Genomic DNA, 14,354 nt, shown 5'->3' on the forward strand with positions numbered 1-14,354 from the left:
CGGCGTTTTTTATTGCGCGTCAGGTTCAGCGCGGTTTGTCGTCGCGATTTCGGGCCGGAAACCGTTCGCCCGACAAAAAATCCTGCCCGAGATTCGCCGGCAACGCCTGCCGCGCGACGTCGAGCCAAGCGCGCGCGGCGTGCGACAGATAGCCGTTGCGCCGCCAGCCGACCGCCATGTCCCAGTGAATCTCGGGATCGACCACCGGACGGCAGGTGAACGCATCGGGGTCGAGCCGTCTGCAATACGGCGCGGGCAATAGCGCGATGCCGACGCCCGCCTGCACCAGCGCCGCCATGAAATCCCAGTGTCCGCTGCGCCCGACGATCGTCGGCGCGAAGCCCGCCTCGCGGCACGCGTTCAACACGACGTCGTTCAGCGCGAGACTTTCACCGTAAAAAACGAACGGCTCGGCGGCGAGATCGGCGAGCGCGATTTCCGCCTCCTGATCCCAGCGCGAGCCTTTCTGTGCAACGAGCCACAGGATCTGACGACTCACGGGCAGCACGTCGAAGAGCGCCATGTCGACCGGTTGCAGCACGCCGCCGAGTTCCATCTCGCCATCGAGCAGCGCGGCCTCGATCGCCTTCGATCCGCGTTCAAACAGCTTCAGTTCGACCCTCGGATACCGCTGCTTGAACGCGGCAATCGCCGGGGTGAAGAGGGTCCCGCCCATCGGCGGGATGCCGATCGTCAGCGTGCCGCGCCCGAACGTGCCGAGATCGTTCAACTCGGCTTCGAGCCGCGCGTGGGCGGCGAGCACGTCGAGCCCGCGCTGATAGACGATCTGGCCCGCGTCGGTGAGCACCATCTGACGGCCTTCGCGCAGCAATAGCGGCGAACCGATTTCGTCCTCGAGCGCCTTCACCATCTTGCTGATGGTCGGCTGCGTCACGAACATCTGCTCGGCCGCCACCGTGAAACTCTTCTGCTTCACGACCTCGACGAAATACCTCAGCGCGCGCAATTCCATCGATCGCTCCAGATTCCGAAATGGAATGTATCAGATTAGTTTAAGTCATTTTTATTATGTTTAAGTGCCCCCTATACTCGGCCTACAGGTTAACCCTAATCTATTGCTTCCTACGACGTTTCCGAGGTCCACCGCCATGTCCTATGTCATCGCATTACTGTCGAACGCCATCGGCTCGCATGGGCCGTTCGGCCGCTTCGTGCGGATCGTGCTGCAGATCGCCGCGCTTGCCGCGATCTGGTTCGTCGCCGATATCGTCGCGCGAAAGTTCTCGCTGCCGGTGCCGGGCGGCGTCGTCGGACTGCTGGCGCTGCTCGCGCTGTTGTTTTGCGGCGGCGTTGCGCCGCGCTGGGTGAAAGCGGGCGCCGACTGGCTGCTGGCCGACATGCTGCTGTTCTTCATCCCGGCCGCGGTCGCGGCGGTGCAGTACGGCGGGCTCTTCATGGAAGACGGCTGGCGCCTCGCGCTGGTGGTGGTCGGCGGGACGCTGATGGTGATGTTCGCGGTGGCGTTCGCCGTCGATCGCGCGTCGCGCCTCGAGCGGCGCATCGAAGTGCGCCGCGCGATGGTTGCGCGCCATGCGGTGCGGGCCTGAGGACATTTTCTACGGGCTCACGGCCATGACCCACTTCTACGATTCCCTGTTCGCCGACGACGCCGCGCGTCTCATCGCCGCGGGCTGTTTCGTGCTGACGGTCGCGCTGTACTTCGCGTCGAAGCGGCTTTACGCGCGTTTCAGGCGCGGCTGGCTCACGCCGATGCTCACCGTGCCGGTCGTTCTTACCGTTTTCGTGGTGATCGCACAGATTCCGTATCCGGTCTACTTCGCCGACACGCGCTGGCTCATGTGGCTGCTCGGCCCGGCGACGGTCGCGTTCGCCGTGCCCATTTACGAATACCGGCATCTGCTGAAACGCCACTGGATTTCGCTGTCGGTGGGCGTGACGGTGGGGATTCTGGTGGCGGTCGGCGGGTCGATCGCGCTCGCCAAGCTGCTGCATCTGTCGCCGGAATTGCAGCGCAGCCTCGCGACGCGCTCCGTTTCGACCCCGTTCGCGCTCGCCGTCTCCGACAAGATCCACGCGCCGAAAGACCTGACCGCGCTGTTCGTCATCGCGACGGGCGTCTGCGGCATGCTGTTCGGTGAACTCGTGCTTGCGTTCGTGCCGCTGCGCAGCCGCCTCGCTCGCGGCGCGCTGTTCGGCGCGGCCGCGCACGGCGTCGGCACGGCGAAGGCACGCGAACTGGGCAGCGAGGAAGGCGTCGTCGCCAGTTTGACGATGATGATTGCGGGCGTCGTCATGGTGCTGATCGCGCCGTTGTTGTCGATCCTCCCGTTCTAGCGGCGACGGCGGCGCGCACAACGCCCCATTTCACAGGGCGCGATCAAACTCGCCACACATTTTTGCTACAATCTGCGTTCGCTTCCGAGGAGCGTTGCGACGGTTTCCGCTGCAGGAAATCGCCAGGCTCGGAGCATTCAATCCGGACGGTTCGAAAGCGCGATCAGCGCACTCTGAGCCGCCGCATCGAACGGCGCTCACGTCAACATTTCTATTTATAGAAAGGAGGGCGTGATGAACGCCGCAGTTATCGATTCCAAGAATTCCACCGATTACGTCGTCGCCGATATGTCGCTTGCCGCCTGGGGCCGCAAGGAACTCGACATCGCCGAAACGGAAATGCCCGGTCTCATCCAGACGCGTGAAGAGTACAAGGCGCAACAGCCGCTGAAGGGCGCGCGTGTCGCGGGCTCGCTGCACATGACGATCCAGACCGGCGTGCTGATCGAAACGCTGACGGCGCTCGGGGCCGACGTGCGCTGGGCGTCGTGCAACATCTTCTCGACGCAGGATCACGCCGCCGCCGCGATCGCCGCGGGTGGCACGCCGGTGTTCGCGTTCAAGGGCGAGTCGCTGGACGAATACTGGGAGTTCTCGCACCGCATCTTCGAATGGCCGAACGGCGAATTCGCGAACATGATCCTCGACGATGGCGGCGACGCCACGCTCTTGCTGATCCTTGGCTCGAAGGCCGAGAAGGACCGCTCGGTCATCGGCAAGCCGACCAACGAGGAAGAAGTCGCGCTGTACAAGTCCATCGCTTCGCACCTCGACGCCGATCCGACGTGGTATTCCACGCGCCTCGCGCACATCCAGGGCGTGACGGAAGAAACCACGACGGGCGTCCACCGCCTGTATCAGATGGAGAAGGAAGGGCGTCTGCCGTTCCCCGCCATCAACGTGAACGATTCGGTCACGAAGTCGAAGTTCGACAATCTGTACGGCTGCCGTGAATCGCTCGTGGACGGCATCAAGCGCGCGACCGACGTGATGATCGCGGGCAAGATCGCGGTCGTGGCCGGTTACGGCGACGTGGGCAAGGGCTGCGCGCAGTCGCTGCGCGGCCTGGGCGCGACGGTGTGGGTCACGGAAATCGATCCGATCTGCGCGCTGCAGGCGGCGATGGAAGGCTACCGCGTCGTGACGATGGAATACGCCGCAGACAAGGCCGACATCTTCGTGACGGCGACCGGCAACTATCACGTGATCGCCCACGACCACATGAAGGCGATGCGCAACAACGCGATCGTTTGCAACATCGGCCACTTCGATTCGGAAATCGACGTCGCGTCGACGCGCCAGTACACGTGGGACAACATCAAGCCGCAAGTCGATCACATCATTTTCCCGGACGGCAAGCGCATCATCCTGCTGGCTGAAGGGCGCCTCGTGAACCTCGGCTGCGCGACGGGCCACCCGTCTTTCGTGATGTCGAACTCGTTCACGAACCAGACGCTCGCGCAGATCGAACTGTTCACGCGCGGCGGCGAGTACGAGAACAAGGTGTACGTTCTGCCGAAGCATCTCGACGAGAAGGTCGCGCGCCTGCATCTGGGCCGTATCGGCGTGGAACTGACGGTGCTGTCGGACGATCAGGCGGGTTATATCGGCGTCGACAAGAACGGTCCGTTCAAGCCGAACCACTATCGCTATTAATCGGCGGCTCGAGAAGCGCCGTAGCAGCATGACCACACGGGCGAGGGCGGCGAGCCCTCGCCCGTGTTTGCAAATGCCGTAACAATCCACCGGAGAACCATCGATGACCGTGCTGCTGACCTGGCTGATCAACGCGCTTGCGCTCCTGATCATCACCTACCTCGTGCCGTCGATTCACATTCGCAGTTTCGGCACCGCGTTGATCGTCGCGGTCGTGCTCGGGCTGATCAACACGCTGCTGCGTCCGGTACTGATCCTGTTGACGCTCCCGGTGACGGTGCTGACGCTCGGGCTCTTCATTCTGGTCGTGAATGCGCTGTGCTTCTGGCTCTGCGCATCGCTGCTGAAGGGCTTCGAAGTGTCCGGGTTCTGGTCGGCGTTCTTCGGCTCGATTCTTTACAGCATCGTGTCCTGGCTGCTGTCGGCGCTGATCTTCGGGCAGCGCAACTTCGGGTGACGCTCGCACCACCCGCACATTGATCATCATGAAACCGATCGAACTTTCATTCGAATTCTTCCCGCCGAAAACGCAGGAAGGCGTCGACAAACTGCGCGCCAGCCGCGCGCAACTCGCGAAGCTCTCGCCGAAGTTCGTCTCCGTGACGTTCGGCGCGGGCGGCTCGACGCAGCAAGGCACGCTCGATACCGTCCTCGAAATGCAGAAGGAAGGCTTCGAGGCAGCGCCGCATCTGTCGTGCATCGGCTCGTCGAAGGACAGCCTGCGCGCGATTCTCGGCGCGTATCGCGAGCACGGCATTCGCCATATCGTCGCGTTGCGCGGCGATCTGCCTTCGGGCATGGGCGAAGTCGGCGAGTTGCGGTATGCGTCGGAGCTGGTGAGCTTCATCCGCGCGGAACACGGCGACTGGTTCAACATCGAAGTGGCCGCGTATCCGGAATATCACCCGCAGGCGCGCTCGCCGAAGAGCGATCTCGACAACTTCGTGCGCAAGGTTCAAGCGGGCGCGAATTCGGCGATCACGCAGTACTTTTATAACGGTGACGCGTATTTCCGTTTTGTCGACGAGGCGCGCAAGCAGGGCGTCGACGTGCCGATCGTGCCCGGCGTCATGCCGATCACGAACTTCACGCAACTGATGCGTTTTTCGGAGATGTGCGGCGCGGAAGTGCCGAAGTGGATCGCGCGGCGGCTGGAAAGCTACGGCGACGATCGCGAGGCGATCCGCGCGTTCGGACTCGACGTGGTGACGAACCTGTGTCGCCGCCTGGTCGATGAAGGTGCGCCGGGACTGCACTTTTATACGCTGAACGGCGCGGCCGCAACGAAGACGATTTGCGAGCGGTTGAATCTGAAGAGCGTATGAGTTTCGCTTTACCCGCGCGGCGTTTGCCGCGCGGTTCTGTTTTTCTGCTTACTCCCTATTCGTTTTAATCGATCCATGAAATCGATATTTCGCGTTTCCCTCTATCACCTCCGCGCATCATCAATAACCTAACCGTATCGAATTACGGTAACTGGCTAAAAACCCCTACATAATCAATCGCGCACGTTCAATTTGTTCATGCTACGGTAGCGCCCGAATTCGCCGTCAAGCCCGTTTTCGCCCGTCGCACCGCCTGCCAAGGCGAGGACATTCCCGAATAACAAAGCGTTCCTTACAGAGTCGCGCGCCAATGCCCCAGACGCTGAAAACGGAGCCGAACAGCCATTCATCGCGTGTGTTCCGCACATCGCCTTTTTTAATCACGCTTCGCCGCGCCAGAACTGGCATCGACGGATTTCCGCCGAGAAATCCGTCGCCTTGTTCGAGCCGGTAAAGCTCAGTAATATCGCGCTACGCCGGCCAGACCGGCACCGAACCTGGAGGAAACATGAAGAATAATGGCCTGTTGCGAGCTGCCCGTCTTTCGATGCTCGTAGGCGCCGCCATCACGGCATCGCTATTCGCCGCGACCGCCGCCAACGCAGCGATTCCCAACAAGACGCTCGTGTATTGCTCGGAAGGCAGCCCGGCCGGCTTCGATCCCGCCCAATACACGACGGGCGTCGATTTCACCGCGAACACGTTCACCGTGTATAACCGCCTTGTCGAATTCGAGCGCGGCGGCACGAAGGTCGAGCCGGGTCTCGCCGAGAAGTGGGACGTTTCGTCCGACGGCCTCACCTACACGTTCCACCTGCGCCACGGCGTGAAGTTTCAGACGACGTCGTTCTTCAAGCCGACGCGCGAGTTCAATGCGGACGACGTGCTCTTCACGTTCAACCGCATGCTCGATGCGAACCATCCGTTCCGCAAGGCGTACCCGACGCAGTTCCCGTACTTCACCGACATGGGCCTCGACAAGCTGATCACGAAGGTCGAGAAGGTCGATCCGTACACGGTCAAGTTCACGCTGAAGGAAGTCAACGCGCCGTTCATCCAGAACCTGGCGATGGAATACGCGTCGGTCCTTTCGGCGGAATACACGGACAAGCTGCTGAAGGACGGCAAGGCCGCCGACATCAACCAGTATCCGGTCGGCACGGGCCCGTTCATCTTCCGCAGCTACACGAAGGACGCGACCATCCGCTTCGACGGCAATCCCGACTACTGGAAGCCGGATGAAGTGAAGATTTCGAAGCTGATCTTCGCGATCACGCCGGACGCCGCCGTGCGCGTGCAGAAGATGAAGAACAACGAATGCCAGGTGATGAGCTATCCGCGTCCGGGCGACATTTCGACGCTGAAAGCGGCGTCGAACCTGGATACGCCCTCGCAGGCGGGCTTCAACGAAGGCTACGTCGCGTACAACGTGACGAAGAAGAGCCTCGGCAGCGCCGACGTGCGCCGCGCGCTCGACATGGCGATCAACAAGAAGGCGATCGTCGAATCGGTGTATCAGGGCGCCGGCCAGCAAGCCGCCGCGCCGATGCCGCCCACGCAATGGTCCTACGACAAGAACCTGAAAGGTCAGGCATACGACACCGCGAAGGCGAAGGAACTGCTCTCGAAGGCGGGCTTCCCGAACGGCTTCGAAATCACGCTGTGGGCGATGCCGGTGCAGCGCGCCTACAACCCGAACGCGCGTCTGATGGCCGAGATGATCCAGGCCGACTGGGCGAAGATCGGCGTGAAGGCGAACATCGTCTCGTATGAGTGGGGCGAATACCTGAAGCGCGCGCACGCGGGCGAACACGACGCACTGCTGATCGGCTGGACGGGCGACAACGGCGACCCCGACAACTGGCTCGGCACGCTGCTCGGCTGCGATGCGGTGAAGGGCAGCAACTTCTCGAAGTGGTGCTACAAGCCGTTCGACGATCTCGTCGCGCAAGGCCGCGTGACGAACGACGTCGCGAAGCGCACCAAGGCGTACACCGACGCGCAGCAGATTTTCGCGCAGCAACTGCCGTTCTCGCCGATCGCGCACTCGACGGTTTACCAGCCGGTCAGCAAGAAGGTGACAGGCATGAAGATCGAGCCGCTCGGCTTCGTGCGCTTCGACGGCGTCGGCATGCAGTAAGCTTAAAGCGGTACGCTTTTTGCCCTAACCCATAACTAGTCGAAAAGGTCCGGCGACAAGGGTCACGAGCCCGCGTCGCCGGTCGCATTTTTCCTCCCCAAAGAGACGACCATGTTCCGATTCGTATTGCGGCGCATAGGGATGGTGATTCCGACGTTCATCGGCATCACGATTCTCGCGTTCGCGCTCATCCACCTGATCCCGGGCGACCCCATCGAAGTGATGATGGGCGAGCGCGGCGTGGACCCCGCGGCACACGCCGAAGCCATGAAGCGCCTCGGTCTCGACGAGCCGCTCCCGCTTCAATATTTCCACTATGTCGGCCATGCGCTGAAGGGCGACCTCGGCATGTCGATCATCACGAATACCAGCGTGATGGGCGAATTCATGGCGCGCTTCCCGGCGACCGTCGAGCTGTCGATCTGCGCGATGATCTTCGCGCTCGTCGTCGGCTTGCCGGCGGGCGTGATCGCGGCGCTCAGGCGCGGCACGGTCGTCGATCACGGTGTGATGGGCACCGCGCTCACCGGCTATTCGATGCCGATCTTCTGGTGGGGCTTGATCCTCATCATGTTCTTCTCGGCGAAGCTCGGGTGGACGCCGGTGTCGGGCCGCATCGCGGTCGAATACGACATTCCGCACGTCACGGGCTTCATGCTGTGGGACGCGCTCTTCTCCACCGACGAAGGCGCGTTCAAGTCCGCGGTCAGCCATCTGATCCTGCCGACGATCGTGCTCGGCACGATTCCCTTGGCGGTGATCGCGCGGATGACGCGTTCGTCGATGCTCGAAGTGCTGCGCGAAGACTACATCCGCACGGCACGCGCGAAGGGTCTCGCGCCGGGGCGCGTCGTGGTTGTGCATGCGCTGCGCAACGCGCTGATTCCCGTGGTGACAGTGATCGGCCTGCAGGTCGGCACGTTGCTCGCGGGCGCGGTGCTGACCGAAACGCTGTTCTCATGGCCGGGCGTTGGCAAGTGGCTCATCGACGCGATCTCCCGGCGCGACTATCCGGTCGTGCAGGGCGGCATCCTGATGATCGCGACGCTCGTGATTCTCGTGAATCTCGTCGTCGATCTGCTCTACGGCGTGTTGAATCCGCGCATTCGCCATACGAGGTAAGACATGGTCTCCCAAGCTCATATTCGTTCGCTGCCTCCCAAGGGGGCGCAGGCCGCTCTTGCGGTGGCCCGGCTGGAGGCATGATGGCCGACATTCAAAACAATCTCCCCCCGCAAGCCGTGACGCCGCCGCCGAGCGGCCGGCTCGTCGCAGGCCGCGAGTTCTGGGCGAATTTTTCGCGCAATCGCGGCGCCGTGGTCGCTGGCGTGATCGTGCTCGTGCTGATCTTCATCGCGATCTTCGCGCCGCTGATCTCGCCGCACAGCCCGATCGAGCAATACCGCGACTTCGTCAAAATCCCGCCCGCGTGGCTCGAAGGCGGCAACCGCCAGTTCCTGCTCGGCACCGACGAAGCCGGCCGCGACATCCTCTCGCGCCTGATGTACGGCGCGCGGCTGTCGTTCTGGATCGGGTTCGTGTCGGTCGTGCTCGCGCTGATTCCGGGCGTCGTGCTCGGGCTGTGCGCCGCGTTCTTCCACTGGCTCGACACGGCCATCATGCGCGTGATGGACGTGCTGCTCGCGCTGCCGTCGCTGCTGCTGGCCGTGGCGGTTGTCGCGATCATCGGGCCGGGGCTCGTCAACACGATGCTCGCGATCGCGATCGTCGCGCTGCCGGGCTACGTGCGTCTCACGCGCGCGTCCGCATTGGGCGAACTGCAGAAGGAATACGTGACGGCTTCACGCGTCGCGGGCGCGGGCACCGTGCGGCTGATGTTCTCGCAAGTGTTGCCGAACTGCGCGGCGCCGCTGATCGTGCAGGCGACGCTCGGCTTCTCCTCCGCGATCCTCGACGCCGCCGCGCTCGGCTTCCTCGGCCTCGGCGTTCAGCCTCCGGCGGCGGAGTGGGGCGCGATGCTCGCCTCGGCGCGCGACTACATCGAAAGCGCGTGGTGGATCGTCACGATGCCGGGCCTGTCGATCCTGATTTCGGTGCTCGTCATCAACCTGCTCGGCGACGGGCTGCGCGATGCGCTCGATCCCAAACTGAAACGGATGGCATGACATGAGCGATCTATTGACTATCCGCAATCTCGAAGTCAGTTTCGCGGGCACGCAGGCGGTCGACCGCATCGATTTGTCGGTGAAGCCGGGCGAAGTGGTGGGTGTGGTGGGCGAATCGGGTTCGGGCAAGAGCGTCACGATGATGGCGCTGATGGGCCTGATCGACGCGCCCGGCGTCGTCACCGCCGACGAAGTCACCTTCGACGGCAAGAACCTGCTGAAGGCGTCGGCGCGCGAGCGCCGCAGGATCATCGGCAAGGACATCGCGATGGTGTTCCAGGACGCGTTGTCGAGCCTGAACCCGAGCTACACCGTCGGCTATCAGATCAAGGAAGTGCTGAAGCTGCACGAAGGTTTGCGTGGCGATGCGCTGAACCGTCGCGCGCTGGAACTGCTCGATCAGGTCGGCATTCCGGCTGCGAAGAGCCGTATCGATGCGTTTCCGCACCAGATGTCGGGCGGGATGAACCAGCGCGTGATGATCGCGATGGCGGTCGCGTGCAACCCGAAGCTCCTGATCGCCGACGAGCCGACCACCGCGCTCGACGTCACGATCCAGGCGCAGATCATGGAACTGCTCGTGCAGTTGCAGAAGGAGCGCGGCATGGCGCTCGTGCTGATCTCGCACGATCTCGCCGTGGTGTCGGAAGTCGCGCAGCGCGTGGCCGTGATGTATGCGGGCGAGATCATCGAAACGAATCACGTGCCGACGATCTTCAGCGAGCCGCATCATCCGTACACGGAGGCACTGCTCGCCGCGATCCCCGAGCACAGCCGCGGCGCCGAGCGTCTCGCGGCGTTGCCGGGCATGGTGCCGGGCCGCGACGACCGTCCGAGCGGATGCCTCTTCGCGCCGCGCTGCAAATATGCTGTCGAAGATTGCTGGAAGGGCCGTCCGGGGCTGTTCCAGCTCGATCCGAACGACCCGGCCGTGCGGGCGCGCTGCATCAAGCCGCTCAACATGCAGGCCGTCGCTGAACATGGAGGCGCGCGATGAACGCGGTCCCGAAAACAAGCAACCCAGACATCGTTCTCGCCGCCGACAAGCTTACCAAGCACTATTCCGTCAAGCGCACGATGTTCACGCAGGGCACGGTGAAGGCGCTCAACGGCGTGTCGTTTTCGCTTCAGCGCGGCCGGACGCTGGCGGTCGTCGGCGAGTCGGGCTGCGGCAAGTCGACGCTCGCGCGCCAACTCACGATGATCGAAGCGCCCACGTCCGGGCGTCTCCTGATCGACGGCGAAGACGTGGCCGGCGCCGACAAGGCGAAGGTCGCCAAGCTGCGCCAGCGCGTGCAGATGGTGTTCCAGAACCCGTTCGCGTCGCTCAATCCGCGCAAGACGGTCGAGCAGACGCTCGGCGAGCCGCTCGCGATCAACACGACGCTTTCCGCGCGCGAACGCGGCGAACGCATCGCGCACATGATGCGCACGGTCGGCTTGCGGCCCGAACACGTGTCGCGCTATCCGCACATGTTCTCCGGCGGACAGCGCCAGCGCGTGGCGATCGCGCGGGCGATGATCCTCGATCCGCAGATCGTCGTGGCTGACGAACCGGTGTCCGCGCTCGATGTGTCGATCCAGGCGCAGATCCTGAATCTCTTCATGGATTTGCAGGAGCAGTTCGGCACGAGCTACGTCTTCATTTCGCACAATCTGTCGGTGGTCGAGCACATCGCCGACGACGTGATGGTGATGTACTTCGGCGGCGTGGCCGAACTCGGCGACAAGAAGACGATCTACGCGCATCCGCGGCATCCGTACACGCGCGCGCTGATGTCGGCGACGCCTGCGCTTTTCGAGGAAGACCGCACGATCAAGATCAAGCTGCAGGGCGAAATGCCGTCGCCGCTGAATCCGCCGTCGGGCTGCACGTTCCATCAGCGCTGCCCGTACGCGATCGATCGGTGCCGGCAGGAAGAGCCGCAACTGCGTTTGGTCGATGGACGGCATGTCGCGTGTCACCGCGCGGAGGAGGTGGGGGACGCCGATGCCTGATTCGCGGGCGGCGCGCACGATCACGCGCCGCTTCGCGTTTGGCGTGGTGGCGGCGGTGCTGGCGATGGCCTGCGTGCAGTTCGCGCCGGCCGCGCTCGCCGTGGGCGGGCCGCCGCCGTCCGCTGTGCAGTCGCATCCCAAGCGGCCGGCGCCGCCGCCCGCGCCCGCCCCGCGCATCGACCGCTCCGACGGCACGACGGCAAGCGGTCCGGTTCGCGTGGAAGAAGCGCGTATGCCGTTCTACGTCGCGACCAAAGGTCAGACGACGCTGTACGTGCTCGGCACGCTGCATGTGGGCTACGCGTCCGACTATCCCGCCGATCACCCGTTCCGCGCGCCGATTCTCGCGGCGCTCGACGCATCGCCGATTCTGGCACTCGAAATTTCCCCCGACGATTTGCTGTTCTCACAGGAAGATGTCCAGCGCTATGGCGTGTGCCGTAGCGAGTGTCTGCTCGACTATCTGCCGGACTGGATGTGGAAGAAAGTCGAAGCGCGGATGCGCAGCAATCCGGCGGCGCTCGCGCAGTTGCGGCATACGCGGCCGTGGCTCGCGTCGATGCTCGTCGAGACCTATGACACGCTCAAGGCGGGATTTCAGAGCGAATACGGGACTGAGGCGCAGTTGCAGAACGTGTATCTGAGGGCGAAGGGGCGGATCGTCGGGCTGGAGACGCTCAACGAGCAGATCTCGACGTTCACGAAGCTGACGTCGGCACAGCAGCGGGAGATGCTCGCGCAGGATCTGGCGCAGACGCCGGCGGAGAATGTCGCCGATGTGAAGGAGCTGCATCGGCTGTGGCGTATCGGCGATGCCGACGCGCTGAAGGCTTGGGATGATCGCAAAGGTGAAAAGCTTGCGCGGTCGAAGGCGATGTCGGCGGCGGTCGATAACCGTGTCGTGTATGAGCGCAATCGACGGTTCGTCACGCGGATGCTCGCGCTCGCGGCGCCCAACAAGCCGGTGTTCGTGGCGATCGGCGCGCTGCATCTGGGCGGGGAAAGAGGCGTACTGGAGTTGCTGCGGAAGAACGGGTTTGTGGTGGAAGCGGCGTGAAAGCGTCCAGGTTCTTCTTTCTGTTTCGGAAGGATCTGGTTGTTCTTCAGAGCATGAGGTTGCTAAAAGTCGAAGCTCCATAACGGATAAATGAGGAGCTTGGGCTTGATACGCTTTTACATCAAAGTCGGCGACAGGACGACGAGCGGCGCGACAGTCATCGAAGGGATGAGCGACGTCACACATCACGGAGTGCCCCTCTCGTTTGTTGGCGCGAAAATCTTCTGTCCGGCGTGCAAGTCGGACGGAGTCATCGTGGCGCAAGGTCCGCGCTTGCCCGATGACTGGATGGGTAACCCTTCGGCACTCGATAACGATCTAGGAGTGTGCGCGTGCAGGCCGGTGCCGGTACTGATCGCATCGCAGAACGATATGTCCATGTCGTTCGATGTGCACGAGCTTGCCCGAATGGGGTTTTCAGCGGCGGGAAGAAGTCTGTTGGAACCCGGAAATGCCGCGCCGCTTGGGCGGTTGGATGCGGACTCGGAAGTTGAAGCTAAACCGTCGCCTGTGCCATCAGGCAGCAAGGCAGTGGATTGTTCTTATCTGGACGGATCGAAGGGGCGTATTGATGCTCCTGCCGGCTTCTACGCTCACGACAAGCCGGTGTCGCTCTCAGCCGGCAGACTGGCGCAAGTGGACTTTCCGGGCGGCGGACTCGATTCGGCGACGCGATACGACGCTATTGTCGGCAGCAAGACGATTCCCATCTACGTTCCGATGCAGTCGCCCGAGAATGGCGCGCCGATGATCGGCCAGACGCAACTGGCGAAGGCGCTTGAAGTTTTGTCGCCTCAGCATCTGGAAAATCTCGAACGAATCACGACCAACGCCTCGCCCAACCCCGACGACCTGCGCTGGCAGCAACGTTACGGCGATGCCAGCTTTTCGTCCGCCGCGACCGCCGATCTCAAGCAAGGCGTAGCATTCTTTCCGTGGCAGGCGTGGAAGGGCCAGTCGTCGATTCCCCAGCAGTACATCGACAGTACGATGCTGCACGAAACCGGGCATCAGATGAGTGAAGCGTTGTGGCACGAGAAACCTGCGATGAAACTCGCGTACGAAACGGCCATAGCCGGCGATGGGCAGGCGCCATCGCGCTATGCGCGACAAAACGTCAATGAAGACTTTGCTGAGTCGGCGAACATGTATTGGTCGAGCAAAGGCACACCGTGCGAAGCCGAGGGCCGCAGGCGTTATCCGGCTCGCTATGGCTACTTCGATTCGATTGCGAAATGAATGACATTAACCCGCTGTTTGCGTTCGCAATTGCCATCGCTGGCGCATCCACAATTACCGCTGGATGCGCCGTTCAAACAGGAAACGAGGGCATGTCAAAAGAATTCTCGCTAGAAGGCTTTCAAGCTGCATATCTGCCGCATCCAGGGAATATTACGTTCATCGAGTCGTGGAGCCGAGAACCCAAAATCGAATCCGCCGATCAATACCCTGACGCATTCAAATTTCGATGCATCGACGCGAAAGGAAACATCGTTCCGAAAGATCGCGCTAAGTTATGTATTCCGATAGTGGAGTTCAACGTCAACGCTGTCGATGAAGCAGGCAAACCGCATCAGTTCAAAGGCGCGTACTTTATTTCAATCACGGCCTACGGACCGAATCACCGGTTTGTCGAAGTAGTCGGACCTGCAAAATTGGGTTTTGTTCGTGGACGCCTCGGGGCGTTCATCAGGTGGCCTTGTACTTTTCGAACTCAGGCAGTTGTAGGAGGTGCG

The 14,354-nt window shown here is 62.5% G+C and carries 14 protein-coding genes and 1 riboswitch; of the genes, 13 read left to right on the forward strand and 1 reads right to left on the reverse strand.

Features of this window, described 5'->3' with window-relative positions:
* Nucleotides 1-25 precede the first annotated feature (25 nt).
* Nucleotides 26-973: a LysR family transcriptional regulator gene (locus AWB65_RS29250; RefSeq protein WP_087670454.1), complete on the reverse strand. Its 948-nt coding sequence runs from the start codon at nt 971-973 to the stop codon at nt 26-28.
* A 136-nt stretch (nt 974-1,109) separates the two neighbouring features.
* Here AWB65_RS29250 and AWB65_RS29255 point away from each other — a divergent pair, with 136 nt between their 5' ends.
* The 13 genes from AWB65_RS29255 to AWB65_RS35900 form a co-directional block, all read left to right on the forward strand.
* Nucleotides 1,110-1,568: a CidA/LrgA family protein gene (locus AWB65_RS29255; protein WP_087670455.1), complete on the forward strand. Its 459-nt coding sequence runs from the start codon at nt 1,110-1,112 to the stop codon at nt 1,566-1,568.
* 25 nt (nt 1,569-1,593) lie between these two features.
* A complete protein-coding gene (locus AWB65_RS29260) occupies nt 1,594-2,316 on the forward strand; it encodes an LrgB family protein (RefSeq protein WP_087670464.1) in 723 nt (240 codons plus the stop codon).
* Between the two features lie 80 nt (nt 2,317-2,396).
* A riboswitch (S-adenosyl-L-homocysteine riboswitch) is annotated at nt 2,397-2,522 on the forward strand.
* A 28-nt stretch (nt 2,523-2,550) separates the two neighbouring features.
* Entirely contained in the window at nt 2,551-3,972 is a 1,422-nt protein-coding gene (ahcY, locus tag AWB65_RS29265; protein ID WP_025527655.1) for an adenosylhomocysteinase, read from the forward strand.
* A gap of 103 nt (nt 3,973-4,075) precedes the next feature.
* The gene (locus AWB65_RS29270) at nt 4,076-4,429 is read left to right on the forward strand and encodes a phage holin family protein (RefSeq protein ID WP_025527654.1); all 354 of its coding nucleotides are present in this window, start codon (nt 4,076-4,078) and stop codon (nt 4,427-4,429) included.
* Nucleotides 4,430-4,457: 28 nt separating this feature from the next.
* On the forward strand, nt 4,458-5,297 hold the full coding sequence (gene metF / locus AWB65_RS29275; RefSeq protein ID WP_087670465.1) for a methylenetetrahydrofolate reductase [NAD(P)H]: 840 nt from the start codon (nt 4,458-4,460) through the stop codon (nt 5,295-5,297).
* A gap of 508 nt (nt 5,298-5,805) precedes the next feature.
* Nucleotides 5,806-7,437 (forward strand): ABC transporter substrate-binding protein, encoded by a 1,632-nt coding sequence (locus AWB65_RS29280; RefSeq protein ID WP_087670456.1) that lies wholly within the window; start codon nt 5,806-5,808, stop codon nt 7,435-7,437.
* Between the two features lie 111 nt (nt 7,438-7,548).
* Nucleotides 7,549-8,559 (forward strand): ABC transporter permease subunit, encoded by a 1,011-nt coding sequence (locus tag AWB65_RS29285; protein ID WP_087670457.1) that lies wholly within the window; start codon nt 7,549-7,551, stop codon nt 8,557-8,559.
* A gap of 83 nt (nt 8,560-8,642) precedes the next feature.
* A complete protein-coding gene (locus AWB65_RS29290; protein WP_025527662.1) occupies nt 8,643-9,563 on the forward strand; it encodes an ABC transporter permease subunit in 921 nt (306 codons plus the stop codon).
* A 1-nt stretch (nt 9,564) separates the two neighbouring features.
* Nucleotides 9,565-10,560 carry an ABC transporter ATP-binding protein gene (locus tag AWB65_RS29295; RefSeq protein ID WP_087670458.1) on the forward strand — a complete coding sequence of 332 codons (996 nt, stop codon included), beginning with the start codon at nt 9,565-9,567 and terminating at the stop codon, nt 10,558-10,560.
* The gene (locus tag AWB65_RS29300; protein ID WP_087670459.1) at nt 10,557-11,561 is read left to right on the forward strand and encodes a peptide ABC transporter ATP-binding protein; all 1,005 of its coding nucleotides are present in this window, start codon (nt 10,557-10,559) and stop codon (nt 11,559-11,561) included. The genes AWB65_RS29295 and AWB65_RS29300 overlap by 4 nt, the downstream gene beginning before the upstream one ends.
* The gene (locus tag AWB65_RS29305; RefSeq protein ID WP_374729769.1) at nt 11,506-12,618 is read left to right on the forward strand and encodes a TraB/GumN family protein; all 1,113 of its coding nucleotides are present in this window, start codon (nt 11,506-11,508) and stop codon (nt 12,616-12,618) included. Before AWB65_RS29300 ends, AWB65_RS29305 begins: the two co-directional genes overlap by 56 nt.
* A 90-nt stretch (nt 12,619-12,708) precedes the next feature.
* Nucleotides 12,709-13,857 (forward strand): PAAR domain-containing protein, encoded by a 1,149-nt coding sequence (locus AWB65_RS29310; RefSeq protein ID WP_087670461.1) that lies wholly within the window; start codon nt 12,709-12,711, stop codon nt 13,855-13,857.
* A partial coding sequence (locus AWB65_RS35900; protein WP_143281816.1) for a hypothetical protein occupies nt 13,854-14,354 on the forward strand: 501 nt, incomplete at its 3' end. The genes AWB65_RS29310 and AWB65_RS35900, both read left to right, overlap by 4 nt.

The organism is Caballeronia humi, from assembly GCF_001544475.1.
Classification (GTDB): domain Bacteria; phylum Pseudomonadota; class Gammaproteobacteria; order Burkholderiales; family Burkholderiaceae; genus Caballeronia; species Caballeronia humi.

Coding starts and splice junctions, on each gene's coding strand:
- AWB65_RS29295 (WP_087670458.1), top strand. CDS start 9,565: ATGAGCGATCTATTGACTATCCGCAATCTCGAAGTCAGTTTCGCGGGC.
- ahcY (WP_025527655.1), top strand. CDS start 2,551: ATGAACGCCGCAGTTATCGATTCCAAGAATTCCACCGATTACGTCGTC.
- AWB65_RS29305 (WP_374729769.1), top strand. CDS start 11,506: ATGGACGGCATGTCGCGTGTCACCGCGCGGAGGAGGTGGGGGACGCCG.
- AWB65_RS29270 (WP_025527654.1), top strand. CDS start 4,076: ATGACCGTGCTGCTGACCTGGCTGATCAACGCGCTTGCGCTCCTGATC.
- AWB65_RS29255 (WP_087670455.1), top strand. CDS start 1,110: ATGTCCTATGTCATCGCATTACTGTCGAACGCCATCGGCTCGCATGGG.
- AWB65_RS29285 (WP_087670457.1), top strand. CDS start 7,549: ATGTTCCGATTCGTATTGCGGCGCATAGGGATGGTGATTCCGACGTTC.
- AWB65_RS29300 (WP_087670459.1), top strand. CDS start 10,557: ATGAACGCGGTCCCGAAAACAAGCAACCCAGACATCGTTCTCGCCGCC.
- AWB65_RS29260 (WP_087670464.1), top strand. CDS start 1,594: ATGACCCACTTCTACGATTCCCTGTTCGCCGACGACGCCGCGCGTCTC.
- metF (WP_087670465.1), top strand. CDS start 4,458: ATGAAACCGATCGAACTTTCATTCGAATTCTTCCCGCCGAAAACGCAG.
- AWB65_RS29250 (WP_087670454.1), bottom strand. CDS start 973: ATGGAATTGCGCGCGCTGAGGTATTTCGTCGAGGTCGTGAAGCAGAAG.
- AWB65_RS29310 (WP_087670461.1), top strand. CDS start 12,709: ATGAGGAGCTTGGGCTTGATACGCTTTTACATCAAAGTCGGCGACAGG.
- AWB65_RS29290 (WP_025527662.1), top strand. CDS start 8,643: ATGGCCGACATTCAAAACAATCTCCCCCCGCAAGCCGTGACGCCGCCG.
- AWB65_RS29280 (WP_087670456.1), top strand. CDS start 5,806: ATGAAGAATAATGGCCTGTTGCGAGCTGCCCGTCTTTCGATGCTCGTA.